Annotated in this window: 24 protein-coding genes; 11 read left to right on the forward strand and 13 right to left on the reverse strand. The window is 54.1% G+C overall.

The annotated features are described in order from the left end of the window. Positions 1 to 51: 51 nt before the first annotated feature. The 5 genes from atpB to LEPIL_RS07230 form a co-directional block, all read right to left on the reverse strand. A complete protein-coding gene (gene atpB, locus LEPIL_RS07210; RefSeq protein WP_002771355.1) occupies positions 52 to 1,095 on the reverse strand; it encodes a F0F1 ATP synthase subunit A in 1,044 nt (347 codons plus the stop codon). Continuing rightward, positions 1,092 to 1,511: a hypothetical protein gene (locus tag LEPIL_RS07215; RefSeq protein ID WP_002771357.1), complete on the reverse strand. Its 420-nt coding sequence runs from the start codon at positions 1,509 to 1,511 to the stop codon at positions 1,092 to 1,094. The genes atpB and LEPIL_RS07215 overlap by 4 nt, the downstream gene beginning before the upstream one ends. Then, complete coding sequence (locus tag LEPIL_RS07220; RefSeq protein WP_002771358.1) at positions 1,508 to 1,855, reverse strand: AtpZ/AtpI family protein; 348 nt, start codon at positions 1,853 to 1,855, stop codon at positions 1,508 to 1,510. Before LEPIL_RS07220 ends, LEPIL_RS07215 begins: the two co-directional genes overlap by 4 nt. 214 nt (positions 1,856 to 2,069) lie before the next feature. After that, the gene (lepB, locus tag LEPIL_RS07225) at positions 2,070 to 3,230 is read right to left on the reverse strand and encodes a signal peptidase I (protein ID WP_002771359.1); all 1,161 of its coding nucleotides are present in this window, start codon (positions 3,228 to 3,230) and stop codon (positions 2,070 to 2,072) included. Between the two features lie 80 nt (positions 3,231 to 3,310). Then, positions 3,311 to 5,638 carry a hypothetical protein gene (locus tag LEPIL_RS07230; RefSeq protein ID WP_002771360.1) on the reverse strand — a complete coding sequence of 776 codons (2,328 nt, stop codon included), beginning with the start codon at positions 5,636 to 5,638 and terminating at the stop codon, positions 3,311 to 3,313. A 290-nt stretch (positions 5,639 to 5,928) separates the two neighbouring features. Here LEPIL_RS07230 and LEPIL_RS07235 point away from each other — a divergent pair, with 290 nt between their 5' ends. From LEPIL_RS07235 to LEPIL_RS07245, 3 genes are all read left to right on the forward strand, one after another. Further along, positions 5,929 to 6,618 (forward strand): hypothetical protein, encoded by a 690-nt coding sequence (locus LEPIL_RS07235; RefSeq protein ID WP_143464844.1) that lies wholly within the window; start codon positions 5,929 to 5,931, stop codon positions 6,616 to 6,618. Between the two features lie 52 nt (positions 6,619 to 6,670). Then, complete coding sequence (locus LEPIL_RS07240; RefSeq protein WP_002771362.1) at positions 6,671 to 8,605, forward strand: ankyrin repeat domain-containing protein; 1,935 nt, start codon at positions 6,671 to 6,673, stop codon at positions 8,603 to 8,605. A gap of 105 nt (positions 8,606 to 8,710) precedes the next feature. Continuing rightward, positions 8,711 to 9,187: a nuclear transport factor 2 family protein gene (locus LEPIL_RS07245; RefSeq protein ID WP_002771363.1), complete on the forward strand. Its 477-nt coding sequence runs from the start codon at positions 8,711 to 8,713 to the stop codon at positions 9,185 to 9,187. A 17-nt stretch (positions 9,188 to 9,204) separates the two neighbouring features. Here LEPIL_RS07245 and LEPIL_RS07250 read toward each other — a convergent pair whose 3' ends face one another. The 6 genes from LEPIL_RS07250 to LEPIL_RS07275 all read right to left on the reverse strand — a co-directional run bounded on the left by LEPIL_RS07250 (position 9,205) and on the right by LEPIL_RS07275 (position 13,314). After that, entirely contained in the window at positions 9,205 to 9,525 is a 321-nt protein-coding gene (locus tag LEPIL_RS07250; RefSeq protein WP_002771364.1) for a type II toxin-antitoxin system RelE/ParE family toxin, read from the reverse strand. Next, positions 9,506 to 9,739: a hypothetical protein gene (locus LEPIL_RS07255; protein WP_002771365.1), complete on the reverse strand. Its 234-nt coding sequence runs from the start codon at positions 9,737 to 9,739 to the stop codon at positions 9,506 to 9,508. The genes LEPIL_RS07250 and LEPIL_RS07255 overlap by 20 nt, the downstream gene beginning before the upstream one ends. 174 nt (positions 9,740 to 9,913) lie before the next feature. Continuing rightward, a complete protein-coding gene (locus LEPIL_RS07260) occupies positions 9,914 to 10,621 on the reverse strand; it encodes a hypothetical protein (protein ID WP_002771366.1) in 708 nt (235 codons plus the stop codon). A gap of 66 nt (positions 10,622 to 10,687) precedes the next feature. Then, a complete protein-coding gene (locus tag LEPIL_RS21790) occupies positions 10,688 to 11,296 on the reverse strand; it encodes an MORN repeat-containing protein (protein ID WP_002771367.1) in 609 nt (202 codons plus the stop codon). Between the two features lie 26 nt (positions 11,297 to 11,322). Continuing rightward, complete coding sequence (gene sppA / locus LEPIL_RS21795; RefSeq protein WP_002771373.1) at positions 11,323 to 12,309, reverse strand: signal peptide peptidase SppA; 987 nt, start codon at positions 12,307 to 12,309, stop codon at positions 11,323 to 11,325. Between the two features lie 57 nt (positions 12,310 to 12,366). After that, positions 12,367 to 13,314, reverse strand: coding sequence for a DUF1963 domain-containing protein (locus LEPIL_RS07275; RefSeq protein ID WP_002771375.1), 948 nt, complete (start codon positions 13,312 to 13,314; stop codon positions 12,367 to 12,369). Between the two features lie 143 nt (positions 13,315 to 13,457). Here LEPIL_RS07275 and LEPIL_RS07280 point away from each other — a divergent pair, with 143 nt between their 5' ends. The 5 genes from LEPIL_RS07280 (at position 13,458) to LEPIL_RS07300 (ending at position 18,401) form a co-directional block, all read left to right on the forward strand. After that, complete coding sequence (locus LEPIL_RS07280) at positions 13,458 to 14,249, forward strand: SCO family protein (protein ID WP_002771377.1); 792 nt, start codon at positions 13,458 to 13,460, stop codon at positions 14,247 to 14,249. 300 nt (positions 14,250 to 14,549) lie between these two features. Then, complete coding sequence (locus tag LEPIL_RS07285) at positions 14,550 to 15,617, forward strand: c-type cytochrome (RefSeq protein ID WP_002771378.1); 1,068 nt, start codon at positions 14,550 to 14,552, stop codon at positions 15,615 to 15,617. Positions 15,618 to 15,635: 18 nt separating this feature from the next. Then, positions 15,636 to 17,276 carry a cytochrome c oxidase subunit I gene (locus LEPIL_RS07290; RefSeq protein WP_002771380.1) on the forward strand — a complete coding sequence of 547 codons (1,641 nt, stop codon included), beginning with the start codon at positions 15,636 to 15,638 and terminating at the stop codon, positions 17,274 to 17,276. A gap of 85 nt (positions 17,277 to 17,361) precedes the next feature. Further along, a complete protein-coding gene (locus LEPIL_RS07295) occupies positions 17,362 to 18,066 on the forward strand; it encodes a cytochrome c oxidase subunit 3 family protein (RefSeq protein ID WP_002771381.1) in 705 nt (234 codons plus the stop codon). A 14-nt stretch (positions 18,067 to 18,080) separates the two neighbouring features. Then, on the forward strand, positions 18,081 to 18,401 hold the full coding sequence (locus tag LEPIL_RS07300) for a cytochrome C oxidase subunit IV family protein (protein WP_002771383.1): 321 nt from the start codon (positions 18,081 to 18,083) through the stop codon (positions 18,399 to 18,401). Here LEPIL_RS07300 and LEPIL_RS07305 read toward each other — a convergent pair. Beyond that, positions 18,376 to 18,822, reverse strand: coding sequence for a hypothetical protein (locus tag LEPIL_RS07305; RefSeq protein WP_143464621.1), 447 nt, complete (start codon positions 18,820 to 18,822; stop codon positions 18,376 to 18,378). The two genes, LEPIL_RS07300 and LEPIL_RS07305, sit on opposite strands and share 26 nt — an antisense overlap. Before the next feature lie 140 nt (positions 18,823 to 18,962). Continuing rightward, positions 18,963 to 20,633 (reverse strand): transglutaminase-like domain-containing protein, encoded by a 1,671-nt coding sequence (locus LEPIL_RS07310; RefSeq protein ID WP_157135035.1) that lies wholly within the window; start codon positions 20,631 to 20,633, stop codon positions 18,963 to 18,965. A 182-nt stretch (positions 20,634 to 20,815) separates the two neighbouring features. On the opposite strand from LEPIL_RS07310, the gene LEPIL_RS07315 reads away from it, so the two are divergent. The 3 genes from LEPIL_RS07315 to nirB all read left to right on the forward strand — a co-directional run bounded on the left by LEPIL_RS07315 (position 20,816) and on the right by nirB (position 26,672). Then, positions 20,816 to 21,763 (forward strand): alpha/beta fold hydrolase, encoded by a 948-nt coding sequence (locus tag LEPIL_RS07315; protein WP_002771389.1) that lies wholly within the window; start codon positions 20,816 to 20,818, stop codon positions 21,761 to 21,763. A 66-nt stretch (positions 21,764 to 21,829) separates the two neighbouring features. After that, positions 21,830 to 23,887: a thioredoxin domain-containing protein gene (locus tag LEPIL_RS07320; protein ID WP_002771391.1), complete on the forward strand. Its 2,058-nt coding sequence runs from the start codon at positions 21,830 to 21,832 to the stop codon at positions 23,885 to 23,887. Positions 23,888 to 24,215: 328 nt separating this feature from the next. Continuing rightward, positions 24,216 to 26,672, forward strand: coding sequence for a nitrite reductase large subunit NirB (nirB, locus tag LEPIL_RS07325; protein WP_002771394.1), 2,457 nt, complete (start codon positions 24,216 to 24,218; stop codon positions 26,670 to 26,672). Positions 26,673 to 26,680 lie beyond the last annotated feature (8 nt).

Here is a 26,680-nt window from a genome sequence, read left to right on the forward strand (position 1 = left end):
CTCCTAACCTTATAACCTTTACTTTTTTACTTCTACGTTAAGTGAGTCACATCAGTGACGGTGCATGCTCAGACCGATAAAGATCGAAGAGAGTAGCGTGAAAATGAATGCCTGAAGAAAGGCAACCATCAGTTCGAGCAGATAGATCGCACCCGCACCGAGCATCGACACAGGAACGAGGCCCCATGATCTATACTGGAAGATGAAACCGAGCAGAACCAGGATGATAACGTGTCCGGCCGTCATGTTCGCAAGAAGACGGATCATCAGAGCGAAGCCTTTAGCCAGCGGCCCGATGATGAATTCTATGGGCCACATGATCGGGAAGAGCCACCACGGAACTCCGCCCGGAACGGCATGCCATACGTACTGCACGCCCTGATATTTGAAACCGGCGGCGTAGATCATGACAACGGTCATCGCAGCCATCGTGAACGTGACGGCGATATCGCCCGTTACGGTAATGCCTGGCCAGATCGCAAGAAGAGGCGAAGGCAGCTCGCCAGGAGCGGCATGATGAGCGATAGAATGGCCCGTTACGAGGTTCTTCGTAATGTCGATGATCTCGCCGATAGGCGGGAACAGACCGAGAATGTTCGAAAAGAGAATGAAGAAGAAGGCCGTGATTACATAAGCAAGGAAGCCCTGCGACGGATGATGCATGTTCGCCTCGGCGATATCATGCCGCACATAGTTCACGAGCACCTCGACCACGCCGGCGAAGCGACCCTGAATCTTCGAATAATCACGAGCGATCTTGCGTGCGCCTGCGATAAAGACGACAAGCATGAGGATCGAAACCACCCACATCATAGCGACGCGCTTCGTGATGTGCAGCGGCAGACCGCCCTGCCACTTATAGAGGCCCTGCTCGTCCTTAAAGACGTAGCGACGGTAGGGGTCGTTCTCGAAGGCCGGATCGCCCGGACGAACCTTCTCGCCACCGATGTTCAGCTCGAAAATCGGCGAATCCATCAGGTGGTGAACAAGGACTTCTTCAAGATTGAATTCCGAAGATGCATGCTCGGCATGGTCTTCGGCGGCCAGATGACCGGAAAGGAAAAACAGTAAAAGAACTAAACTAATTTTTCTCATGGCTCTGATGCTGATTTTTTGCAACTGATCAGGGTGGCAAGCTGAAAAACGAAAAAGGATGCCATGTGCATCAAAAAAACATAAACAGGTTTATAAAGTTTCTCATCTTTCCAGTAGAAGAGCACCGCTGCCGTCGCTGCAAATCGCAGAAGCACGCCGGCATGCACGGCATTCAACGCTCTGAGTCCGACCTTCACACGTTCGTCATGCGTGCGATCGCGCCTCTGTTCTTCAATATGCTGCATCCATAAAAAGGCCCAGAGCGGAATATAACAGGCAACATACGACGGCCATTGATAGAGCAGCCAGTCCTGCCAGTCGCATATATTCAGAAAACGGCAGCTGATCCAACAGGAAAGCGGGACGGCCAGAAGCGGCAACAGAGAGCGAACCAGAAGATACGCAATCGGATTCATCGCTTCTTCCGTTTGATCTCATCAAGCCGGTCGTTCATCTGTCGCAGCTCGTCGAGCGCCTTATGGGAATCGTCCACGGTCGGACTTCTTTTCACGGGTTCCTTATCTCGATTCTTACTTCGCCTCTCAAGATCTTTCACCCGTTGCATGATGTGATAGATGCCGATGGCAAGGCCGGCCATCATGGCAAATAGAAACGCCAGGGCCCCCTGCTCGGGCCAGACCCAGCGCTGCAGGGCATAGCCGACCAATCCTGAGAAACCCAGCATACCGATGAACTCGAAGACGATGCCAAGATAGACGCCCATCTCTGCCACCTGACCGGATCTGTTTCGATCTGACATCGTCGTTCTCCTTTTTGTCTTTCCTGCCGATTATATAAGCGTGTGGCAGATTGAGACCATCCGCTCTTTTCAGTATTTCGTCGCCTTCTCAAAGGTGGTCGCCTGTCGCGCCGGCTCACGCAAAGAGGCCGTCGCCGGATTACAGCTCTACCTCAAGGACGGACGTCGTAGACCGGGATGTCTGGTCTTTGCGATCCAGGAACCCGGGTATTATTCATTCGAGAAAGGTGCCTATCCTCTTCCAGCGCACGCTCATCCGCGGGATGCGATAGAAAAGCGTGCGGATCACATATCCTGAGATCGTCTCGCTGCCCATCGCCGCCCTGGAATCAAGGTCCGTACAGTATTTCTGCTGCTCTTCCGGAGGAAAGTCTTCGAGCGCAAAACCGCGGGGCGCTCCGGGATCCTGAAAGCTACCGAAGTTACGCATATATGCATAGCAGATCTGATCGCGCCAGTCGATCGAAAAGTATATAACGAGAGGCTTCCCGAGAATACGCTCCCGGCCGATATAACTGACCGGCGCAAAGCGAGAATCCTTGGAGTCGTCCCTGTTATCGCCCATGACAAAATAATGATCTTCGGGGATCACACATCCTGTCGTCTCCCACGTATCGCAAAGACCGTCGGGTCGCGGCGGATCGGACCATTCCACGAAATAGTGCTCATTCTTTCCCGTCTGCGCGCGAAAGAGAACGGGCAGCTCGGCGGCTGATGGGTTTTCGTAGAGATCAGGATGAAATACCTCAGCATCGTCCGAATCGGTAAGCACCTGACGCGCCTTCACGCCATCCATCTCTGTCAGCGCAAAGGTCTGCCAGGGAGCGGCATCTCGTTCCTCTGACGTCTCAGCTGCCGGCTTGTATTCAATGATGGCGATAACGGGGATTTTCGTATACGGCGACAGATTACAATCATAGTCGGCTTGCAAGGCCCTCTTCAGTTTCAGGTCTGAACTGCATACTGAGAGGTTACGAATGCGGATGCGATCGCCGGGCACGCCGATGACGCGCTTCACGTACTGTTTGCCCTCTTCATGAGGAGGATTGAACGTAATGATCTCCCCACGCTGCGGGTTATCGATGCGCATGACTTCGACGTTTGTAAAGGGGATGCGCAGAGAATAGCGCATGCGATTGACAAAAAGATAATCACCGACCTTGAGCGTCGGAATCATCGAACCGCTGGGAATATTATTCGCATCAAGCACGGAATGCTTGAAAGCGAAAACGAGAAAAAAGAGGATGGCGAGAGAGATAAGGGAGCCGACCGTACTGCCCGAAGATTCTTCGTCTTCGACGATAGGAGCGGATTCGTGTTCGTTCCGCTCCTCAGGTTTCTGAGATCCCGACGATCTCGAACGTTTTTCGGTCATAGTTCGAGGTTTTTAGCCGAATGCCTGTTCGCAAGCCATATTTAAACACAGTCGATGTAGCGAGTGCACCGACCGCTTTTTCACTCAGCGAACGAGGCCTTGATAACACGATAGCGACCATCGGGTCTTTCTCCGTCGATCAGCTCTTCGAGCAGATCGTCGTCGGCCTCTTTCTCGTCGTACTGGATCCATTCCGCTCCGGACCGTGTGAGCAGCCGGGCCAGCTCCGCCTCGCCGGCCGACGTCAGAGGGCTGATCCAGCGTGATTGCGCGGGGATGCTCACGAAACGATCGAGATCCCAGAGGCGCGGCTCAGAGTTACAGCGAATCTGGCTCAGGTAGACCGGACTGGTCGCACTGCGTCGCTGAAAGGCTCCCAATAGAAGCACAGAACCCTTCCATTCACGAATGCCCGAAATGGTCTTTGCCTTGCGCTGTGAAAGTTCGGCCGAAGAACAGAGTCGATAGGCTCCTCCGTCAGATGCTGCGTTCACAGCGATCAGGTCGGGCGCATGCACGACGCGCCAGTCGAGCTTCTGCGGACTGGAGAGAATGCTGAACGCAGGCATGTTGCCAGCCTGAAAATAGGCCGTTTTCGACGTAGCAAGCGCATCGAGAAGCGGCTTCATTGCTTCCGGACAGGTGCCACCCTGTTCGCCGGCAAGGCAGGCAAGCGGGATGAATCCGCTTTTCATAACCACAGGCTCGCCGCTCAGATGCACAAAGAGCGCCTCTTTCTTTGAATAGATAAGAAAGACTGCTCCCTCAGTAAGTGAGGCCAGCATCTGCGCCTTGCTCTTCTCTCGCAGAGCCGTGTTCTTCTGTAAAGGAAACGATTGAGGCGAGATGCCCGACGGCTGTAGATTCCAGAGCCTCACATCGGCAAGACCTGTGAGTCCGCCCGGGTTGGCCGATGCGCCATGAACGGAGGGGCGTTCAAGAAACGCCTGCAATGCTTCGACGACGTCGTTCTTCAGCCTGCGCGCCGACAGGTTCTCAAGCAACGCCTTCTTCCAGAGAAGCGGACGATGCCTGGCCGGCATGCCGAAACGCAATAGCTGCATGGCCTCATGCTCTGCCGTTGCATCCTCCGCAGCAAGGATCTCGGCCATATAGGCCTTAAACGATCCGCCGGGGGTCAACTTCAGACCGGCAAGCATCTGCCCGAGCGCAAGGGCGCCTGTCGGCGGATGCTTGAGATGGCTTGCCGCTATGCCGCGCGCCTTCACGAAGTTGATCCAGGCCATATAGTCCTTTCCCTGGCGTTGCAGAGCAAGGCCTTCAAGAACGGTGGCATGGTATTCAAGCAGATAAAGCGAGCTTTCCTGCGCCCTGTAGGTCAGGTCTTCGGCAATCTGTCGCGACAGATCCATGTTCTCTTCGAAAAGCAGCTGTGCCTGTAAAAGCCGCGCATAGCCGACATCGATATCAAACTTCTTGCTCTTCGTCTGCGCATCGAGAGAGAGTAACGCCTCTTTGGAATCGCCAAGCAGATAAAGCAGCACCGCCGAGCGCGTGCGCAGCAGGCTGCGACTCAGCTCAAAGCCGCTGAAGGCATCGTCGCCGATCGGACGCGCCTCGGCCAGATACTTTGAATGGATCTCAAGTGCCTTGCGGTAATCCGAGGCAAGGATCATCCAGTCCATGGCCTGAATGGCCCGACGCATATTGCGATAGATCATCGGATCAAGGGATTCCGACGTTTTCAGGGCGCCGTGAAAATCGCCGGCTCGCAGCAGATAGGCCGGCACCTTCTTTTCAAGCTCCTTGATCGGTCGCTGTCGCTGAATGGCGCGCGCCATGATGGCCGCCTCAAGCGACAGTCCGGCCGCATCAAGGCGATCGGGCAGATCGACAAGCAGGCGATCGGCAAAGGGAATATCGCCGGCATCGGAAAGCGCCAGTTCAAGAAGAATCAGGATTCGCTGTATATCGGCGGCCGTCTTCGGGCTCTCATCAAGCATACGCCTGGCCGCATAGGCAGATTCCAGCGCCGGACCAAAGCCAGACAGACTATCGGCGGCCGGCGGAGCACTCGGCTTCTCAAGGAGCAGCAGCTGAGCCGCCGGCGACGATGCTCCCTGGCGGGCAGCAAGGGCGGCAAGGCGTGCGGCACGGGAGGCGGCATTGCCATCAAAATATAGAGCGGCCGCCTCTCGCCAGGCATCTTTATCGGGAAGGGCATTCAGAGCATCAAGAACCACAGAACGACGCGACAGATTTCCTTCGTTGCGTGAGATCATCGCAAAGGCAACGACCGATCTTTCATTGGCCGAAAGTCCGCTAAAGGCCGACGCCGACGCCGGCTCAATACGAACGTTGCGCATCCCTGTATTGACGTAGGCCTCGGCCTGCGCCGCAAGCGTGGCAGGCAGCCAGAAGGCTGGAATAAAGACGAGCGTTGCCACCAGATGGCTCAGCCGGCGTTTTCCTATTGAGCGCGAGAATAAGCGCAAAAAAGACCGGAGGAGCGCTGGCGAAAAGCCACGGCGTAATTTTGAGGTGTTTTTCAAAAGAAAAGTTGATTTACAAGAAGAGGACCCGCTATCACAATTCACTGCAAATGATCCCGCATACATTCTCTGCATTTTTCCGCTCTTTCACCCTGCGGTCCAATCCTTTTCTCGCGCATCGGGCCAGCCTGACATTTCGCGCAATGCTTGCCCTCTGCTTTTCTCTCGCCTTAGCTCCGACGGCCATGTTTGCTCAGACGGGCCGGCAATCCGATCGCAGCGACCCGGTCGATGAACCGGCACCCTCTGACTATCTCGAACGACATCATGCGTCTCGCAACATCGAGCAGCTGAAGAAGAGCGTCGAAATCGACATCCGACGACTGGGCGTGCTGGTACGCAATATGGGCAAGGATGTTGCCGGGTCAGATAAAGAATACGCCGACGTGGCCGCCATCTATCGCAAGGCCATAGAGAGCTATTATGGCGGTGATCCGCTTGACGCCTACCGGCATCTCGTCGCATCGCGCGCCAGGGCCCTTGATCTCTATAAGAAGTTCAGTGAGATGTATCGCACAAAGACCGTGCAGATGGCCGCCGATATCACACAGCAGATAGCGGGCATGGAAACGGACCCCGATCAGAAGGTATCGTATTTTGCGATCGCCGAGGCCCACCATCGCCTGAGCGTTGCGCGAAGCCAGATTAGACTTGGCGACGACATGATTCGCTTTCGTCGCCCCGACCGTGCCATCGATCAGTATCGCAACGCCCGACTCATGACCATTCTCACCGCCTATCATCTTGAAGAGGATGCGGCGAAGCGCAAAGAGATCCTCAAGAAATACGAGGCCGATCTGAAAGATATCGGCTATCATACCGAGAACCTTGTCGAAGAGATCGTGCCCGATCAGCAGGTTAAGCCCGGTCAGTGATCGGATGCCCATTCATAATCTACCAATGGTTGAAGTGAACGGCGGAGGTCGCATGACTGAACGAAGGTTGCAGCAGGCCAGTCAATTCCTCAAAGCTTCTGGCAAGCTCACCACCCACTTACTTTTCGCTTTTCTTTTAAGCTGCAACACATTGCAATATGCGGTAGAAAGCAAAGACACCGCAGAGGTTCAACGATTAATCAAGAATGGCACCAATGTCAACACCACGGATGATTCGGGATGGACACCGTTGATGTATGCCGCTTCCAGTGGAACTCCCGAAATGGTCCAGTTACTATTAAATGCAGGTGCAGACAGATACGCAAAGAACAGTGACGGCAAAACCGCCATCGAATTAGCCAGCGATCCACATATCATAGCCTTGCTCTGCCCACCGCTGATAGACGCAGTTCGTTCACAAAATATCGCATTGACCAAACAACTGCTGACTGATGGATCGAATGTCAATGCTGTGGATAACTTACGGCAGACGCCAATCATGTTTGCGAGTCAGAGCGATCAATTCGCCCTAGTTCAAATGTTAATTTCTCATGGTGCAGATGTCAATACTGCATCAATAGATGGTCGGACTGCTCTGATGTTCGCTGCGGAAAGAGGGCATATCGAGAACATCAAAATACTGATTAAATCCGGTGCTAATGTTAATGCTGTATCAGAAGACGGGCACAGCGCTCTCATGTTTGCCGCGGCGGCTGGCCACGCCAAAATTGTACAAATACTATCAGCCGCCGGGGCCAGCATCAATATGGTTGACAAAAGTGGCAAGACGACTCTCTTTATGGCAGTGGAGAACGGCCATAAAGACGTTGTCACAATTCTGGTTTCTGCCGGAGCCAATGTAAATGCACCATCCATGAAAAAACTGCCCTATGGTTTCTATGGTATAGAAGAAGGCCCGACCCCTCTCATGATAGCGGCGGAAAATGGGCATTCGGAAATTGTAAAGATTCTAGTATCTGCCGGTGCCAATGTAAATAAAGCATCTGAGGATACGAAATGGACTCCACTCATGCTAGCTACGTTGAATGGACATATGGAAATTATTAAAACGCTCATAGCCGCTGGTGCAGATACAAATGCCATTAGCAGTAAAGGCGAAACTCCCCTGATGATCGCTTCAGCCAATGGTCAAGGTGAGATAGTGAAGGTTTTGCTATCGGCTGGTGCTGAAATTAATCTGTCAACTGAGTATGGAAATTCTCTCGTGAAAGCCGCTGCGTATGGTCGAACGGACATTGTGATAGAATTACTTTCCCGAGGAGCAATAGTCGATTCAATATCTTTTTTTGGATATACTCCCTTATTGGCTGCAGTCGACGATGATCACTACGATGTTACAATCATCTTGCTCTCAGCAGGCGCTGATGTCAATACTGCTCTCAATAACGGAGATACTTCGCTCATGCAAGCAGCCTCGAATGGTAATATTCATATTGTTTATGCGCTCATTAAAGCCGGTGCGAAAGTGAATGTTGCCAACGAGGACGGAGAAACTGCTCTCATGAAAGCAACCGCAAAGGGGCACACCGAAGTTGTAAAGACTTTAATTGCGGCCGGTGCGAAGGTGAATGTTGCCAAAGAGGACGGAGAAACTGCTCTCATGATCGCGACCGCAGAGGGGCACGCTGAAGTCGTAAAGACTTTAATTGCGGCCGGTGCAAACGTTAACGCAACAAAAAACAGTGGTTGGACGTCCCTCATGATAGCAACCGCAGAGGGGCACACCGAAGTTGTAAAGACTTTAATTGCGGCCGGTGCAAACGTTAACGCAACAAATAACGATGGTTGGACGTCCCTCATGATAGCAGCAAAATACAGTAACCCAGGTGTTCTAAAGACGTTGATTCATGCTGGCGCGAATGTTAATGTGACAACGAGAGCCGGTTTAACGCCTCTAGAAGTCGCGGCAGCAAACCATCACGAAGAAATCATTCAGATATTGAGGGCTGCAGGTGCAAAGCAATGAGGATAAAATACTGTCTGCACTATCGAGTTTCAATTGAACAGCAAAGTGCGACAAAGAGATAATCGATGCTGTCTTTCGAAAAACAAATGTGGCCATTAATTACCGATGTCAGCTGAGCTAATCAATCGTTTCTACGAGGCCTTCTCCCGTCGCGACGGAGCGGCCATGGCACAATGCTATCATGAGAAGGCCGTCTTTTCAGATCCTGTTTTCGGCGAGCTGCGCGGACCGCGTATCGGAGCCATGTGGCAGATGCTCTGCGAACGGGCCTCCTCTGACTTTCGCATCGAGTTTTCAGATATTGCATCGGACGGCGTCACCGGGCAGGCAAAGTGGCAGGCCTGGTATTCGTTCGCAAAGACCGGACGTCCGATTCACAACCGCATCTCGGCAAGCTTCCGTTTTGAAGACGGGCTGATCGTCGAGCACAGAGATCGTTTCTCGCTGTGGCGATGGGCCGGCATGGCCCTTGGAATCTCGGGCCGCCTGCTTGGCTGGACGCCCTCCGTTCAGAAGAAGATCGGCGATGAGGCCCGCTCCGGCCTGGAACTGTACATCAAACGCAAGCGCATCAAGGTGTAGGGGAATAGCAAGCGGGATTACTCAGCATTATCTTCAAGACGACCTCTCCAGTAGTCCTGATGGCGGCTCTGGTGAGCGACAGAGACGATATAGAGGGTGTCATCCTTCTCGTTTAAGAGATAGAGAATGCTGTATGGAAATCGCCCGAGAATCATCTGCCGAACTGGCAGGTCAACCGGTGCGCCCGCATGTGGAAAAGCTCGGGCAAGTTTCAGCGCCCGAGCGTAAGCGGACACAAAGTCTCTGGATGCCCTGTTTGATTCATGACGATAGTAGAGAATGGCCGAATAAAGCTCTTCTTCGGCTTCCGCCAGTAACCTATACTTCTTCAGTCGCAAGCGCTATTGCCTTTTGCAAGACCTTGTCGCCATCCACTGTCTTTGCTGTTCCTTTGATTACCGAATCAGCCCTTTTTCTGGCCTCTGCAACAACGGTTGCAGACAGGTAAACCTCGCGATCATACTCAACGAGGAAAGATGCAAGCTCCTGCTTTTCCTGGATCGTCAGGGTCGTCGAAGCCTCTTTCAATTCTGTCAACGTCATCTTTGACATACTTCTTCACCTGTTTGCTCTTTCAACATACCTGAGCTAACCACGCCCGAAATGAATTCGCCGGCACTATTCCAGGTCTTTTACAAATTCCAGTCCGTCATCACAGTCTTTACCTGAATAAGGTCATTGCTTCTCGCCCTTCCGTCCACCCTTTTTCGCAAGAAGGCAACAGGTTCACTGTACTAAGTCGGCAAAAGGATCCTTCTGCCCGGCCGGCGGAAATGCGCCGTAAAACTTCACACCCGAAAGCACGATGTCTTTGACCGCGGTTTTGCGGCGCAGGGCAACAGGAACGCCGGTTTCAGTTATGGTGTATTCCGTGAACTCAGCGACGGCCCCTTTTACGGGAAGGATCTTCACCCACATCTGCATCTTCTGCAGTCGACGGTCGGCGGCCGGCGTGAAGATATACGAATCTCCTGGAGTGACGCCGCCTTCAAAGAAGGTGACTCGCAAGCTGTCTGGCTCGATCAGATAACGGCGGGCCCCGGGCGAGCTGATATGAAAGAGCGGCTGCAGCCAGAAGGTATCGTTGATAAAGGCGCTGTTTGCCTCTTCGATCAGACTCCACACACGCTTGCCGTCTTCGATGCGCTTGCCCTTTTCGTAGGCGACGCCGCGAAAGCTATCCTTGCTGAAGCGGACGACAATATCGCCCTTGCGATACTGTACAAGGCCGCGGGCTTTATCCCACAGATGGGAGCGCATACCCGCAAACGTGAACTCAACGGCGGCCGTTTTCTGCCACTGAGGCAGTCCGGCTGCCTGAAGCATGTCGGCGGCAAGCTTTTCGGCCGCCTCGCCTTCTTTGCCAGAGGGGATGCTGCTGCACGTCAGGGCCAGCGCAGGCAACAGGATAAGGGGGATCAGTCGTCGTATCATCGCTTTCCTCGCAGGTCGCCCGGCCATTCGGGCCTTCGCTCGCCCCTGTCAGACGTCAGCCCCGGATTACTGTCGCAGCTTACCGGGATCCTTCACAGGGGTCGTAGTGCAGAACAACTTGCTATCGGTAATCTTGCACAGATAGTAGTTATCGCCTCGCTTAATAAAACCGTTCGCCTTCTGTCCGTCCTCTGCAAATTCGCCTTCAAAGACCTCGCCCGTCTCGGCAAAGGTATAAGCGCCTTTGCCTTCGCGGCCTCCGGCGTTAAAGCGACCGGCGTAGACGTCTTTATTGCGAAAGATATAGGTGCCGTTTCCCTGTCGGATGTCGGCGTGGTATTCTCCCTCGTATCGGTCGCCGTTTGCGTATTCCATCACGCCGGTGCCTTCACGCTGGCCTTTTTCAAAAGGTCCGGTGTAGCGATCGCCCGACTCATAAATAAAGGTTCCCGTTCCCGTATCGCAATTGCCGCCAATGCAACCCTGCCCTTGAATCTTGCGCGTCTGTGGCTCTTGTTGCGTTTTTTCAATACCGGGCTCGCCGGATTGATCCGTCGATCGTTCTGTGGACGTCTCAGAGCTGCCGTTTCCGTCCTGTGTCTGCGAACTCTGGCAACCAATCAAAAGCGCCGCGCTGAAAAGCGGCGCTACAAGCACATAACCTGTAATTCTCATGTATATCTCCCGCGAGATAGGACGGATCAGAGCCCGCCTTCCCAAACATAATACACGCCGCTTCGGACCAGTCGCATCAAGCGTGCTTCGGGAGAGATACCCGTCGGCAATGCGGTGTTGTAGATGTTATAATCCTTTCTGCCTTCAGGCAGAAAGGAAAACACACGCACTCCCGAGGCGCCGATCTGTCGCGCAATGTAGTTGAGATAATCTTCGACAGGAGAGACCGTATCAATCAGTCCAAAGTCCTTCGCCTGCTCGGCATTGTAGATATTTCCATCGGCGATGCGGCGCAAAACGGCATCGGGCAGCTTTTGTCCGCGGCCGGTACGGATAACGGAAAGGAAGGTCTCGTAGTTCTGATCGATCTGCTTCTGCAAAGAGGCCTTCTGCTCTTCGGTCATCTCGCTGAACGGAGAAAGAATATCCTTGTTTTTTCCCGATTTGATCGAGCGGTATTCCACTCCGACCTTTTCCATCAGCCCCTGCACGCCAAACGTGCGGATGATCACGCCAATCGAACCGACCAGAGAGACAGGCGCCGCATTCAGATGCCCGCCCGACATGGCGATGTAATAGCCGCCCGATGCTCCCATTCCTTCGATATGCACAAAAACTGGAACGTTACGAGCCTGAGCGTAACGCCGGATCATGCGATAGATCGTATCGGATGCAGAGGCCGAACCGCCGGGGGAGCTCACTTTAACAAGAATGGCGTCAAAACGTGTGGCAGAGGCCGCTTCAAAAAGCCGCTGGATACGACCGGGATACACCGCTCCGCCGCCAGGATCCATCTCACCGAGGATCTCTCCTTCAATGGGGATCAGCAGTACGTTTTTTTGCGCGGTTCCCGGAACAGGCAGGCGGTTTGACTGCGTCTCATAAAGAGTCGTCTCGTGCAGGGTGACCATGGACTCGTTCTGCGGACCGAGGCTCAGGTTTACCCTGTTGAAACAGGAAAGCGAAAGAAGCAGGGCCGGAATACTCAGAAAGCGAAGCGATGTAAGCGACATGCTCTCAGGAGACGGCCCCGGATCTTCGCGTCAAGCGGGATTCAAGTTCAGTCGGTCTCAGGTGCCCGAGTAGCTCACATACGCCTCTGACAGTTTGCCCTGTCGCAGGTCTTTCGCTCCAATGAAGATGTGAATGTTCCCTTCGCCGTATTCATCATGAAACATGAGGATGGAGCGATCTTCGGCCATACCGTCGCTTTCGTCGTCCTCTTCGTCCACTTCGGTATCGCTCTCGCACTGACTGTCGCCGTCATCGTCTCCCTCGTCCTCATCATCGAAATCTTCGTCGTCGCCATCCCCGAAACCTTCTTCGTCCTCTCCCTGCCAGAAAAGCGGACGTCCGAAAATGCGCAGGCTCGGATTCCAGTCGCTGATCTTCGCCGACAGGATGTTCTCGAGTTCTTTTACAAGATCTGCAGGCAGAGCGGCCGTCACGGCCCTGTAATCATAGGCATCGCCGGCGACGTAGAAGATGAATCGCGGCGAAAAGCTGAGTAACGACGTGCTGTCGCGATACTCTTCGAGAAAATACTCGGGCTCGGGCAGGCTCTTTGCCGGCGGATACGGTACCGGCCGAAGCACGTCCATCGGACCGTCATAATAGAGAACGGTGAAGTCATCCGAGGCGTTATCAAAGATATAGATCATGCCGCTATCGGGAAAGACGTTCTCAATATCGTACTTCTTGAAATCAGCAATGTTCAGCTGTGCATAGAAATAATGCTTCTTCGGCCATTCCAGCGAAGGAGGAAGATGCGGCAGGCCTTTCATTTTTGAGCGGCCGAGCGGTATCTTCTCTTCGGGAAGCTCTTGTTCGTCGATGTCTATATAATAAGAAAGGCATTCGGCCAGGAGTGTCGGCGTTACCTTTTCATCGTCACCAAAATACACCGAGGCCTTTCCGTTATAGTAGGTGCCTTCGGCCTCAAGGTTTTCGAGTTTGTTTGCAAGGTCGGGAAAAGAGCGAACAAGCTTTCGCGCCTTCTCGATCGGTGAAGAATTCATGAATCAGAAAACAGACATCGTTCGCGGGAATTTCATTTTTCAGGCGGAATACGGTTCACGGCTTATAAAGGGGGATTTTCCAACCAAAAGCTCCCATAGCGTTTTCGCTCGACGACTCAAAGCAGCGGGCCTTTATTGGCGACATGTTCCGCCTCGCCCCGCTCGTGCTTCTCTTTGTATCTATGTTGCCGCTTACAGCCGAGACCTCTCGCGAGCCCGAAGGCGTGGGGGTCGATCAGAAGCCAGGCGAAACGCTTCCGCTTGATCTCATGTTCAAGAACGAGGCCGGAGAGTCTGTGCCGCTGCGTTCTTTCTTTGCAAATGGCAAACCGGTTCTCATCGCTCCTTCGTATTTCGAATGCGTTCGCCTCTGTACTTATATCTATAACGGTATCGGTAAGGCCGTCAAGGCCACGCCGAATCTGCTGCCGGGTCGCGATTACACCATCATCTCGCTGAGCATCAATCCGGCAGATAATCCGATGATGGCGAAGATGAAGGGCGAAAACTACCGCGAAGCCTTGAAAGAAGGGGGCGGACCCGATCTCAAGTCCGATGCCTGGACTTTTCTTACGGGAAGCGAAGAGAACATCAAGGCGATCACCGACGCCGTCGGATTTCGGTATAAAAAGGACGGGAAGGACTTTTCGCATCCGGCGGCGCTTGTGCTTGTAACGCCCGATGGCAAGATCTCGCGGTATCTTTTCGGCATTGAGTTCGAGCCGCGCGACTACCGCCTGGCCCTGGTCGAGGCCTCGGACGGCGAGATCGGCGGCATCGTCGACGCCGTCATGCTATCGTGTTTTCGGTATGACCCCATCGAAGGCAAGTACTCGCCTTTCGCCTGGGGATTCATGCGCATCGGAGGCGTGGCCACGCTTGCCCTGATACTCGGTACTTTCTTCATTTTAAAAAGACGCGAAAAGCGCGCCTGATTGCGCCTTTCATTCTCGGGTTCGATTCGCTATCATCGACTGAAGATCGGATAGGCGCTTCTCGCGCAAAGGGCCCGTGCCGATGCGTTGATTTGTGGCGGAGCAGGCTACGAGCATGGCCGGTATTTGAGCCCTCATTCAGTTTACTGCTTCCCGTTCCGTAAGGCGCGTTTCAGATCTGCGGAAACTCCAATCTTAGAATCATCTTTTTCTTAGACCGGTTCTCGATTTGTTCTTGAACTGATTCTGAGAACAGAATTCATGGGGTCGGGCTCTGCCCGAATCAGTAAAGAGGAAACTATGTTAGAGTGGTTCATAGACACCGCCTCCGAATTTGCGCCGAAGGTCAATTATATGATGAACCTGGTGAATCTCGTCACCGGTCTCGCCTTCGTGCTCACAAACGGAGCACTTGTGTATTTCATCATCCGGTATAGAAGGCGTTCTGAAAACGACGAGACGTCACGAGTGAACAACAGCCATACGGTCGAGGCCGTCTGGACGATCGTTCCCTCCATCGTCTTTGTTTTCTTCTATATAATTGGACTTAAAGACTTCCGTGAACTGCGAGCCGCTCAGGACGAGGCAACAAAGATTCGCGTAACGGCAAAACAGTGGGCGTGGGAGTTCGCTTACCCGGCATCTCTGCGCACAGACGGCAAAGACAGGGCTCTGAAATCCTACAACGTCCTGTACGTCGAAGAGAACAAACCGGTGACGCTGATAATGAAGTCATCTGACGTCATTCATAGCTTTTTCGTACCGGCCTTTCGCGTGAAAGAAGATGTCGTGGGCAATATTTATACCTACGTGCAATTCACGCCGCTGATCTCTGAGACGCAGACCAATATGAAAGAGGCCGAAAGAAAGGCCTTTTATGCGCTGACCGGCGAGCAGGAGGGTAAGATCCCTCAGGTGAAAGATCAATGCGTCGGCTATGCGCCCGGCACCTGCGCCACCTATACGATCTATTGCACCGAATACTGCGGTAAGGATCACTCCTACATGCTTGGTAGTGTCGTTGTGCTCAAGGCTGAGCTCTATCGCAAGAAGCTGGCCGAGCTGGAAGAGGCCTCGGGAGCGATCAGTCCGGCCGAAGGCGAGAAGATCTACGGCGCATCGGGCTGTAAATCCTGTCACTCTCTCGACGGCTCGAAGCTGGTCGGTCCCTCCTGGAAAGGACTCTACGGCGTTAAGCGCAAGCTGACGACAGGTCAGGAAGTTCTCGTAGATGAAAACTACATCACCGAGGCCATCTTGAATCCGAATTCGCAGGTCCCCGAAGGCTATGCGCCGATCATGCCTCCGCAAGATCTGAGCGAAGAGCAAATCCTGTCCGTCATTGAGTATATCAAGACGTTGAAATAATCAGAGGTAATCGATTCTATGTCTGCCCATTCACATGCACATGACGATAACCGGCCCTACCTCGAAGTAGGCCGGTCCGTCTGGGGCTGGCTCAGCACCACAGACCATAAGAAGATCGGTGTGATGTTCACATTCGTCATCTTCTTCTATTTTGCTATTGCCGGCATCTCCGCCCTTCTCGTTCGCCTTGAGCTGCTTGCTCCTGGCTCCACCTTCTTCACGCCCGATACCTACAACGTGCTTTTCACCGTGCACGGCGCCGTGATGACCTTCCTGTTTATCGTACCGGGCATTCCGTCCACGCTGGGGAACTTCCTTGTTCCGCTTCTGATCGGCGCCAAAGACGTTGCCTTTCCGCGCATGAACCTGGCGAGCTTCTACGTGTACTTGATCGGTTCGCTGATCGCTCTTGTGAGCCTGCTCAGCCCCGCCGATACGGGATGGACGTTCTATGCTCCTTACTCGATGAAGACAAACGGCCTCGTCGTATGGCTGACGTTTGGCGCCTTTGTGATGGGATTCTCTTCCATCATGACAGGCTTTAACTTCATCGTGACGATTCACCGTATGCGAGCGCCGGGGTTGCGCTGGGGCAACCTGCCGCTATTCATCTGGGCCATCTATGCGACGGCCGTGATCCAGCTCCTGGCGACTCCCGTCGTCGGTATGAACCTGGTGCTTTTAATCCTCGAACGGGTTCTCGATATCGGTATCTTTAATCCGGCGAAAGGCGGCGATCCGATCCTTTTCGAGCAGTTCTTCTGGTTCTACTCGCATCCGGTCGTTTACATCATGATTCTGCCGGCTTTCGGCGTCGTGGCCGAGATCCTGCCTGTTTTCTCGAAACGGCCGATGTTCGGTTACAAGGCCGTCGCCTACTCCTCGATGGCCATCGCCCTTGTCAGCTTCATCGTCTGGGGGCACCACCTCTTCGTCTCTGGCATGTCGGATTGGGCCCGCTACGTGTTCAGCTTCCTGACCTTCTTTGTCGCCGTTCCGACGGCCATCAAGGTCTTTAACTGGATTGCGACGCTCTGGAAAGGTTCGATCGATCTGAAGGCAGCTCCGATGTATTATACGCTGGGCTTCATCTTCATGTTCACGATCGCCGGCCTGACGGGCATCCACCTCGCCGTTCTTACGACGGACGTCTATCTGCACGATACCTACTTCGTTGTGGCTCACTTCCACTACACGATGCAGGGCGGAACGGTCTTCGCTCTTGTGGCCGGCCTTCATTACTGGTTCCCGAAACTGACAGGCCGCATGTATAACAAGCCGCTTGCCTTCTGGGCCTGGCTGATCCTTTTCCTCGGGTTTAACGCCACCTTCCTGCCGCAGTTCATTCTCGGCTTCGAGGGCATGCCGCGCCGCTACTTCGACTACCTGCCGCATTTTCAGATCTGGCACCAGATGTCGACGGTCGGCTCATGGTTCAACGGCCTCGGTTATATCCTGGCGTTGACGAACCTGCTTGTATCGGCGTTCCGCGGTCCTAAGGCAGAGGCCAATCCGTGGGGATCTCTGTCGCTCGAGTGGCAGACATCTTCGCCGCCGCCGACATATAACTTCGTCGAGATCCCTCACTTTCCCGAAGATATCTATGACTACGGAACAGAAGGAAAAACGCAGACGAAGAAAGAGTCTGCTGCCGGTTAATGCATTCAGCGGTAGCTACCCTGGAGTCCTGTCAGGATTCCAGGGTATTGAATAAGGCCATCGAGCCATTGTTATAAGAGGTAGTATGTCAGCACAGTCATTCAAAGATTTTGAAGAGGTGAAACACCCTGTTCACGAAGAGCTGGCCGGATACGAAGGAGCGAAGCTCGGCATGTGGCTGTTTCTTGCCACCGAACTTCTGCTTTTCGGCGTTTTATTCGCCGGATTCGGTCTGTTTCATGCAAAATTCCCGAACGAGTTCAAGCTCGCTCATATGTCGCTCGATCGCATCATGGGATCGATCAACACGGTCATTCTGATTCTCAGCTCGCTCACCGTCGCCCTTGCCATCGACGCCATCCAGCGCGGACGCAAGAAGCTGAGCATGTGGATGCTTGCCACGACGATCATCCTGGCCAGCGGCTTCCTTATCGTGAAGTACTTCGAGTATTCGGGTAAGTTCGCCCACGGTATCTTCCCGGGTAACGTCGCGCAGATCGTACTGGACCATGCAACACATGCCTACGGACCTGTTCCGGCGCAGTGGGAAGGCCAACCGATCGACAAGAACGGAATCAACCTGTTCTTCTCGTTCTATTTCATCATGACAGGCGTGCACGGCTTACACGTCATTATCGGTATGTCCGTCCTGACATGGGTTCTCATCAAGATGAAGAACGGCGAGTTCAGCCACTGGTATTATACTCCAGTGGAGAACGGCGGCCTTTACTGGCACCTGGTGGACCTTATCTGGATCTACCTCTTCCCGCTCTTCTATCTGATTCAATAATTCAGGAGTAAACTATGCATATTCCAAGACAGGTAAGCCGGGGGCACATCTCTCCCACCAGAACCTACTTCATCGTGGGCACTGCGCTTCTGATTCTGACGGCTATCACCGTCGGCGCTTCGTATATCGACCTCGGCAGCATCTTTATCAACGTCGTCGTCGCCATGGTCATCGCCTCGGTAAAGGCGATGCTTGTTCTTCTCTATTTTATGCACATGAAATACGAGAGCAAGCTCATCTGGATGTTCGGTATCCTTTATCCGATTCTGCTTTTTGCGTTGATGACGGGAATGATCGTACTCGACATGTTCAATCGAGTAATACCGAATCCCTGAGCGAACCCGAAGGCTTCGGCCTTTTTTCCCCTTCTTTTCTTCGACCGGTGCCGAGATTACTTCGCACCGGTCTTTCTGTATCGGCATCGTCAATCGTTCCGTAGCAGCAGAGGATTCGATCGCCTGGGTCGGCAACGCCAGAAAGCAGCCGCAGGCGCATCATGCTTTTATCGATGCCGACGATAACGGCTCTTCCCCGTTCGACCTGCGCCCAGCGACCGTGTCGTGGATTTCCGGTCAGCTGTGTTCGAACGATCCTGGCCTCCTGATGCAGGGCCTCTTTCTCGGTGAGCGTTTCGGGCAGCTTTGCGAACAATTCCGGACCGTTTCGGCCTGTAACGTTCGATTCGTGCGTGCCGCTTCTTTCGGTTAGCGTAGAGCAACCTGAAACCATTGCGCAGGCCCCCAGGGTGAGAGTCACAACCAAAACTCTCGTGACCGAACCACGAAGGACAGTCACCGGAGCATCTTTAAGAGATCGCAAAAAGGACGGCATGGGCCGACCGTCTTACGAACGTCTCTGCCGTCAATTCGATCCGTCAATTCGGGAAGCCAGTTCCATCACTCGACCATATCGCCGCGTGCCGGATTTCCTATGCCTCTTTCGAGCGGCTCTGACGGTTCGATCGGTTGGGCCATTTCTACCATGGAGCGGCTTTTCGCTCCGGCGACCGGGACAAGTTTTAGAGAAAGCTCGGGCTGCCTGTCGCCTTCTGCAATCTTCCCGTTATGAGCAATCAGACGATCCCCTCTATTGATGAATTCATGTCGCGGTCCGGCAAGCCTGGCGAAGACGATGTGATAGCCGTAAACGGTGCCAGCGTTCTTGCGTGGCGAGGAAAGCGGCTCTGAGATGATCCAGCCATACTCCGGCGTCCAGATCTCGGCCACCTTATGATTAAAAGACGGCGTATCGGATGTAGGCAACCAGTTCCAGGCAAGGCGGGCCGGAATACCGGCGCTGCGCAGTAAGGCGATCTGAAGATAACTGTGCTCCGTGCAGGAGCCATGTCCGTTTTTCAGAACGACAGGGGCCGCGTCAAAACGGCCATCCTGTTTGTAGACAAGGCTGCGTCGCACAAGGTTATACTGTGCATTGATATAGGATTCAACCGATGCATGGTCTTGCAGCAGTCGATCGCGCGATTCGGTAATAACTGGGTCGGTAATACGATACTGGGGGCCGTCCGCGAGATAAGCGGCCAGCGTATCGGGAATACTCTGATCTGTAAAAGCGGTCGAACGCGCTTCAAGGTTAAATTCCACCCTGTAACGGCTGATACGCGCCCTGTATACCGGACGATCCGTGATGCGTGTGTTCAACGACAGGGCAGCATTGCCCTCGCTGTCGCGTTTGATAACTCCGCCGTATGGCATCTCTTCTTCTTCGATTTTTTGAGAGATCGTCTTGGACGCGGGCAGAAGTACGACGCCGTTAAACTCCCGGTTAGCCGGTGAAACGTAGTATTCAAGCCAATCCTCACGCTTTGAATGCCGGCAGGCTGCCCCGTCACTCAGGCATTCCATATCGTCGGTAACAGGCAGCCAGCTCTGCCCGAGCTGGAGATATCGGTGCAACGTCGAGACGCTCTGATCCACGTCGGCCGTCACGAGCGTCTTGCCGTCACAGGCCATCTTCCAGAACCACCGGTAATCACCGCCTGTGCGTCGCTCCGTCGCTTTGCCGATATCGGCGATGGCCGACACTCTGGATTCATTGATCGGCTTCTCTATTGATACGATCTTTGCTCCGCCATAAGACGACCAGAGATGCAGGGCATCCCCACAGACGACGGCTCGCTGCACCTTTTCCATGGGCAGAGGCTTTGACTCACCCGCCGGAACAAGCTCGGTGCCCGATTCCGGCCAGTTATAATAGAGCAATCGATTCTGATCGACCAGGGCGAGCTTGCCCTGCCAGAATGCGATCGGCTGGCGATTCACCATCTTCGGAAGGGCGTAGCTTTTTATAGTCTCTCCCGAAGAAGGATCGATCTGCACAAGGCTGTCGCGAAGACGCAGAACGAGAGTCTCGCCCCAGGCGGCCATACCCTGGACCCGGCCAGAAGTGGCGATAAACTGCGACTTCTGATCGCCGCGCCCGACGATGCCATACTGTGTTTTGCCGTCTTCTTTGCGCTGTGCCGACCAGTAGAAGGCACCCGCATGATAGAGAACGAGGTCGCCGCGCTCCACGGTCTCGTTTTCAAGGAGCGGTTGCAGCGAAGGCATTGTGGTGTCGACCTTCTGCCAGCGAAACGGGCTTTTTGCATGAGATTGCCTCGATGAACCGAATGCCAGGAATAGAACGAAAAGAGTCACTGCGCCTGAAAGAAGTTGCCGTTTACCCATGCCGTATAGGACGTAAGAGACGGCCCTGTGTTTTCCTTGAACACATACGAAATGCAAAAAAAATGTCGTTTCTTCTTATGCGAAAAGTGCAACAGGGTACCGTTCAAATCGACGATTTCTCATTGAACTACGCCGTCTCTGAATCCTCATCCGATATGACACTGCTTGTGATCGGTAGTGCTCTTTACTATGGGCGGCTTTTCTCAGAGAACTTGCAGCGTCGCTACCGGATGGTATTCGTCGACCATCGCGGATTTGCCCGCTGTGATCGGTCTGACGTTACGGCAGAGGATGGCTCCCTTGATCGCATCGTCGAAGACATAGAGCACATCAGGCGTGAACTGCAAATCGAGCGAATTATCGCCGTCGGTCATTCCGGTCATGCCTTCATGGCGACGGCCTATGCAGAGGCATATCCCGAGCACGTGCAGGCCCTTGCGCTTCTGAATACGGCGCCCGATAACAGCAAGGCAAGACAGCACGGAAGCTTCGCCTTTTTCCTGGAACATGCCGGGCCAGAGCGGAAGGGTCGATTTGAGAAGGACATGGCCGACCTCGAAGCGGCCATAGCAAATGAGCCTGGCCGTCGCTTTGCTCATCTAATGACGCGTATGCGCACGCATAGCTACTACGATTTCAATGTCGATGCGGCCGCTCATTGGGAAGGCCTGCCGACACAGATGCCCATCATCGATCATCTGTGGGGAGATGCCTTTGCTCGCATCGACTTAAAAGAAAAGATCGTCGCCCTATCACAGAAGAAGCCCGTCTTTCTCGGGTTGGGCCGGTACGACTACCTCGTCGCCCCCGTCTCTCTCTGGGATGATCTCGCTACATCGGGTAGCGTCGAATCAGGAGACCGCTTCGGAATAACGAAGCTCATCTTCGAGAAGAGCGGCCACAATCCCATGTTTGAAGAGCCTGACCTGTTTGACGACGTTTTCGGTCGCTGGATCGATGCGTGCGCGTATCCTGCATCGCAAGAGACAACCCGTCCCGACAACAGCTAAGGCGAAAAACGTCTGCCAGTTGCCCCGCCCCCTTATATATTGAAACCAGAAGCGAACCGCGAACCTATGCAAAAGACCAATCGACTGATCCACGAGAAAAGCCCCTATCTGTTGCAACATGCCCATAATCCTGTGGACTGGTATGCCTGGGGCGAAGAGGCCTTTACAAAGGCCCGCAACGAAGATAAGCTCATCCTCATCTCCATCGGCTATGCAACCTGTCACTGGTGCCATGTGATGGAACGCGAATCCTTCGAAGATCAGAGCACGGCCGATCTCTTGAACGAGCACTATGTGGCCATCAAGGTCGATCGCGAAGAGCTGCCCGACGTCGATTCTATCTACATGAAGGCGCTGCATGCGATGGGGCAGCCGGGCGGATGGCCTCTGAATCTTTTCCTGACACCAGACCGTCGACCGATCACCGGCGGAACCTACTTTCCTCCTCAGCCGGCTCACGGTCGCCCTTCTTTCAAGCAGATGCTCGGTACGCTGGCACAGATGTGGAAGAACGATCGCCCCCGACTGCTTGAGGCCGCTTCTTCGATTACCGAATTCTTAAACGAACAGAATGCTCTCGCTTCAGATTTGCCGGACCCATCGATCTTCGCTCGCTTCATCGGCGAGATGGAGCAGGCCTTTGACGTGCAGCGGGGCGGCTTTTACGGCAACGGCCCGAATAAATTCCCGCCGTCGATGGCCTTGATGCTGCTTCTCAGATTGCATGAACGCGACCGACAGGGATCGTCGTCCGTTCTTGTAATGGTCGAAAAGACGCTTGAGGCTATGAGTCGCGGCGGCATCTACGATCAACTCGGCGGCGGACTCTGTCGCTATTCGACGGATCCGGCCTGGCTGGTTCCGCATTTTGAAAAGATGCTCTATGATAATGCGCTTTTTCTCCAGGCTTTAACCGAAGCCTATCGCATCACGGGTAACGATTTCTATCGCCGGATGGCCTATGACGTCATCGCCTATCTGCGCCGCGATCTCATGTCGCCGGAGGGCGCCTTTTACTGCGCCGAAGATGCCGATTCAGAAGGAGTCGAAGGCAAGTTTTACGTCTGGTCGGCGGCGGAGTTTCGCGAGACGCTTCGTTCGTCGGGATTATCAGACGACGAGATCCGTCTGCTTTCTCTGTACTGGAACGTAACCGAAGCCGGTAATTTTGAGGGAAAGAATATTCTGCACCTGACCGGCTCTGATGAAGACTTCGCCTCACAGCATTCGCTTACGCTCACGTCCTTGAACGAGATGACACAGAAGGCCAGGCAGGCCCTTTTTGCCGTTCGCGAGAGGCGCATCAGGCCGCTGCGAGACGACAAGATCCTCACTTCCTGGAACGCCCTTATGATCTCGGCATTGAGTCGAGCCTCCATCGTTTTCGGCGATGCCTCTCTCGCCGATATGGCCGTGGCCTGCGCCGACTTTGTTGAAAGCCATCTCATGCAGGACGGGCAGCTGATGCGACGCTACCGCGACGGCGAGGCGAGATTCAAGGCAACGTTAACCGATCACGCCCTTCTCGGATGCGCCCTAATCGATCTCTTTCGCGTCACAGGAAAGTCTGTGTATATGCGCAGAGCTCTGGAGCGAGCGGAGGCCATCATGTCATCGTTCTTTGCGGACGGTCGCCTCTATGAAACGGCAGAAGATGATTCTGATGATCTTTTCCTGCGTCCGATCGACTCCTATGACGGAGTGATGCCGTCGGGGCCTTCAGCGGCGCTTCGTCTCTTTGTGACGCTCTCCCGTTACGGAGAGTCCGCCCGTATCTACGAAGAGACGGCAAAGGTTATACTGAGACAGTTCTCGCCCGAATGGGCACAGGCGGCAAGGGCGTATCCGGCTATGGTTTCGGCCTTCCTGACCTTCAGCGACGAAGCTCGCGAGATCGCCATCACTGGCGAGGCGGATTTTATCGGCCAGGCTCTCAAGCTGATCGGGAGTCGGCTTGATGGCGACGCCGTCTATGCCTTCAGTGTAGATTCCGATTCGCCTGTTTCGTTGATCGCCGGCAAAGACAGGAGTCGATCAGCCATTTATCTCTGTCAGGACTTCGCCTGCCAGACTCCTTTTTCTTCGGTACAACAGCTCGATCAGGCGCTTCAGTCAGGCCTGTGAGGACGCTTCGAGGGAGACATAAAGCTGCCTGCACAAGCATCTCGGTCTCACGGGTATTAAAATAAAGCGGATTGTCTAATCTTTTTGCATAGCGGAAATCCGACCTGCCTACAAATTAAGCAATGCACAACGGTAGTATTTCCATCTTCTATTGCAAAATAAACATATATTGAGATTCAGAGGCAGAATCAGGGCGCTAATTGAGACTACCTTCAAGTTTTTCAGCGAATTCTCTATTAATTCCATAGGAATGATCGTTAAAAGGCTCTGAATTGCCTCTGTCGCAGGTTGGCACACACATTGCAAATGCTCCACAGAGGAGCATTTCATGGCACAGAACATTGTAATCATCGGGAACGGCATGATTGCCCACCGTCTGCTGGAGCGATTGAGCGAGGCCGGATCAGATCTGCGTCTGACCGTTATCGGCGAAGAAGGGCGCAGCTATGATCGCGTGCATCTGACCGACTACTTCGAGAACCGCTCTGCGGAAAGCCTCTACCTCTGCGCCCCGGAGTGGTATCACGCTAACAATATCACGCTGATTCCGGGTCGCGCCGTCGCCATCGATAGAGATGCGAAGACTGTAGCATTGCAGAACGGAGAGACCGTCTGCTATGATCGTCTTGTTCTGGCGACGGGTTCTTCTGCCTTTATTCCGCCTTTTCAGGGCAACGATCGCCCTGACGTCTTTGTCTATCGCACCATCGAAGACGTCGAACGCATCTATGAGCGATGCAGCTCCGCTCGCACCGCAGCCGTTATAGGCGGAGGCCTGCTTGGCCTTGAGGCGGCAAAGGCGGTGCACGGGCTCAAAGTCGAAACGCATGTCATTGAATTCGCCGAGCGCCTGATGCCGCGTCAGCTTGATGCGGACGGAGCCGCTCTTCTTAAAGAGAAAATCGAAGAGCTGGGAATCAAGATCCATCTCGGAAAGCAGACCACGCACGTTACGGGTGACGTCGGCCATCTCATGCATTTTTCGGACGGAACGCAGTTAGCCGTCGACATGATCGTCATCTCGGCCGGCATCCGTCCGCGCGACGAACTGGCAAGAGCCTGCGGCCTTGACGTTGCTTCGCGCGGAGGCGTCGTCGTGAACGAATTCATGCAGACAAGCGACGCCGCTATTTACGCTATCGGAGAGGCAGCCTCGTATAACGGAATGGTCTACGGGCTTGTCGCTCCGGGTTATGATATGGCTGAGGTCGCCGCCTCGCGTATTCTTGAGTCGGGCTCCGCCGCTTTCGCAGGGGCCGATATGTCGACAAAGCTGAAGCTTATAGGCGTCGATGTGGCCTCATTCGGCGACGCTCTCGGCGAACAGCCGCATGTGCCCATCGTCTTTCGAAATCCGCGAAAGGGTACGTACAAAAAGCTCTTAATATCAAAGGACGGACGGCTTCTGCTTGGCGGCGTTCTTGTCGGCGATACATCGGCCTACGGAACTCTTCTTGCCCTGTATCAGAACGCTATCGAGCTTCCGGAAGACCCGGAAAGTCTCATCGCAACTTCAAGCGGGGCAAGCGAGATCGCCCTGCCCGACACCGCTAAGATCTGTTCGTGTAACAACGTTTCGCGCGGCCAGATCAAGCAGGCGATCAACGAAGGTTGCACGACGATCGAAGGCCTGAAGAAGTCATGCAACGCAGGAACCGGATGTGGAGGATGCCTGCCTCAGGTAAACATGCTCCTGAAAGAAGAGCTGAAGCGCAACGGAACGACCGTGCGCGACGTTCTCTGCGAGCACTTCCCTCATTCCCGTCAGGAGCTCTTTCAGATCATCAAGGTGCGCGGGCTGAAATCGTTTTCAGAGACGATCGCATCGGTCGGACAGGGACACGGCTGTGAGATCTGCAAGCCTGCCATCGCCTCCATATTCGCCTCGCTGTATAACGAACCGATTCTCAGACACAGAGAGATCCAGGACACGAACGATCGCTACCTGGCGACTATCCAGAAAGGCGGAAGCTATTCGGTTATTCCACGCATCCCCGGCGGCGAGATCACTCCGCGCAATCTCATCATTCTCGGTCAGATCGCCGAGAAGTACGGCCTCTATTGCAAGATCACCGGAGGCCAGCGTATCGACATGCTCGGCGCCCGCCTGGACGACCTGCCCCTTATCTGGCAGGAACTGGTCGAGGCCGGCTTTGAAAGCGGACATGCATACGGTAAGGCCCTGCGCACGGTAAAAAGCTGCGTCGGCTCGACGTGGTGCCGCTACGGTGTGCAGGATAGCACCTCATTCGCCATCCGCATCGAAGAGAGATATAAAGGCCTGCGATCACCGCATAAACTCAAGTCGGCCGTATCAGGATGCATCCGCGAATGCGCCGAGGCTCGCAGCAAGGACTTCGGCATCATCGCCACGGAGAAAGGCTGGAACCTCTATGTCGGCGGGAACGGTGGCGTCAATCCGGCGCATGCCGTGCTTCTTGCCGAGGATCTCGACGAAGAGACCGTTATCCGCTACATCGACCGCTTCCTGATGCTTTATATTCGCACGGCCGATAAGCTGACGCGAACATCCACCTGGCTTGCCGGGCTTGAAGGCGGCATCGAATACCTCAAAAAAGTTATCATTCATGATAGCCTCGGTATCAACGCCGAGCTTGAGGCTGAGATGCAATCGCTCATCAATCTTTATCATTGCGAATGGAAAGAGGTTGTGACGAATGCAGAGCGTCGGCAGGCCTTCCGCAGCTTCGTTAATGAAAGCACTGGCGATGATTCGCTCCGCTTTCATACGGTGCGCAACCAGAAACAGCCGGCACTCGTATAACGCCTGCA

The organism is Leptonema illini DSM 21528 (genome assembly GCF_000243335.1).
GTDB lineage: Bacteria > Spirochaetota > Leptospiria > Leptospirales > Leptonemataceae > Leptonema > Leptonema illini.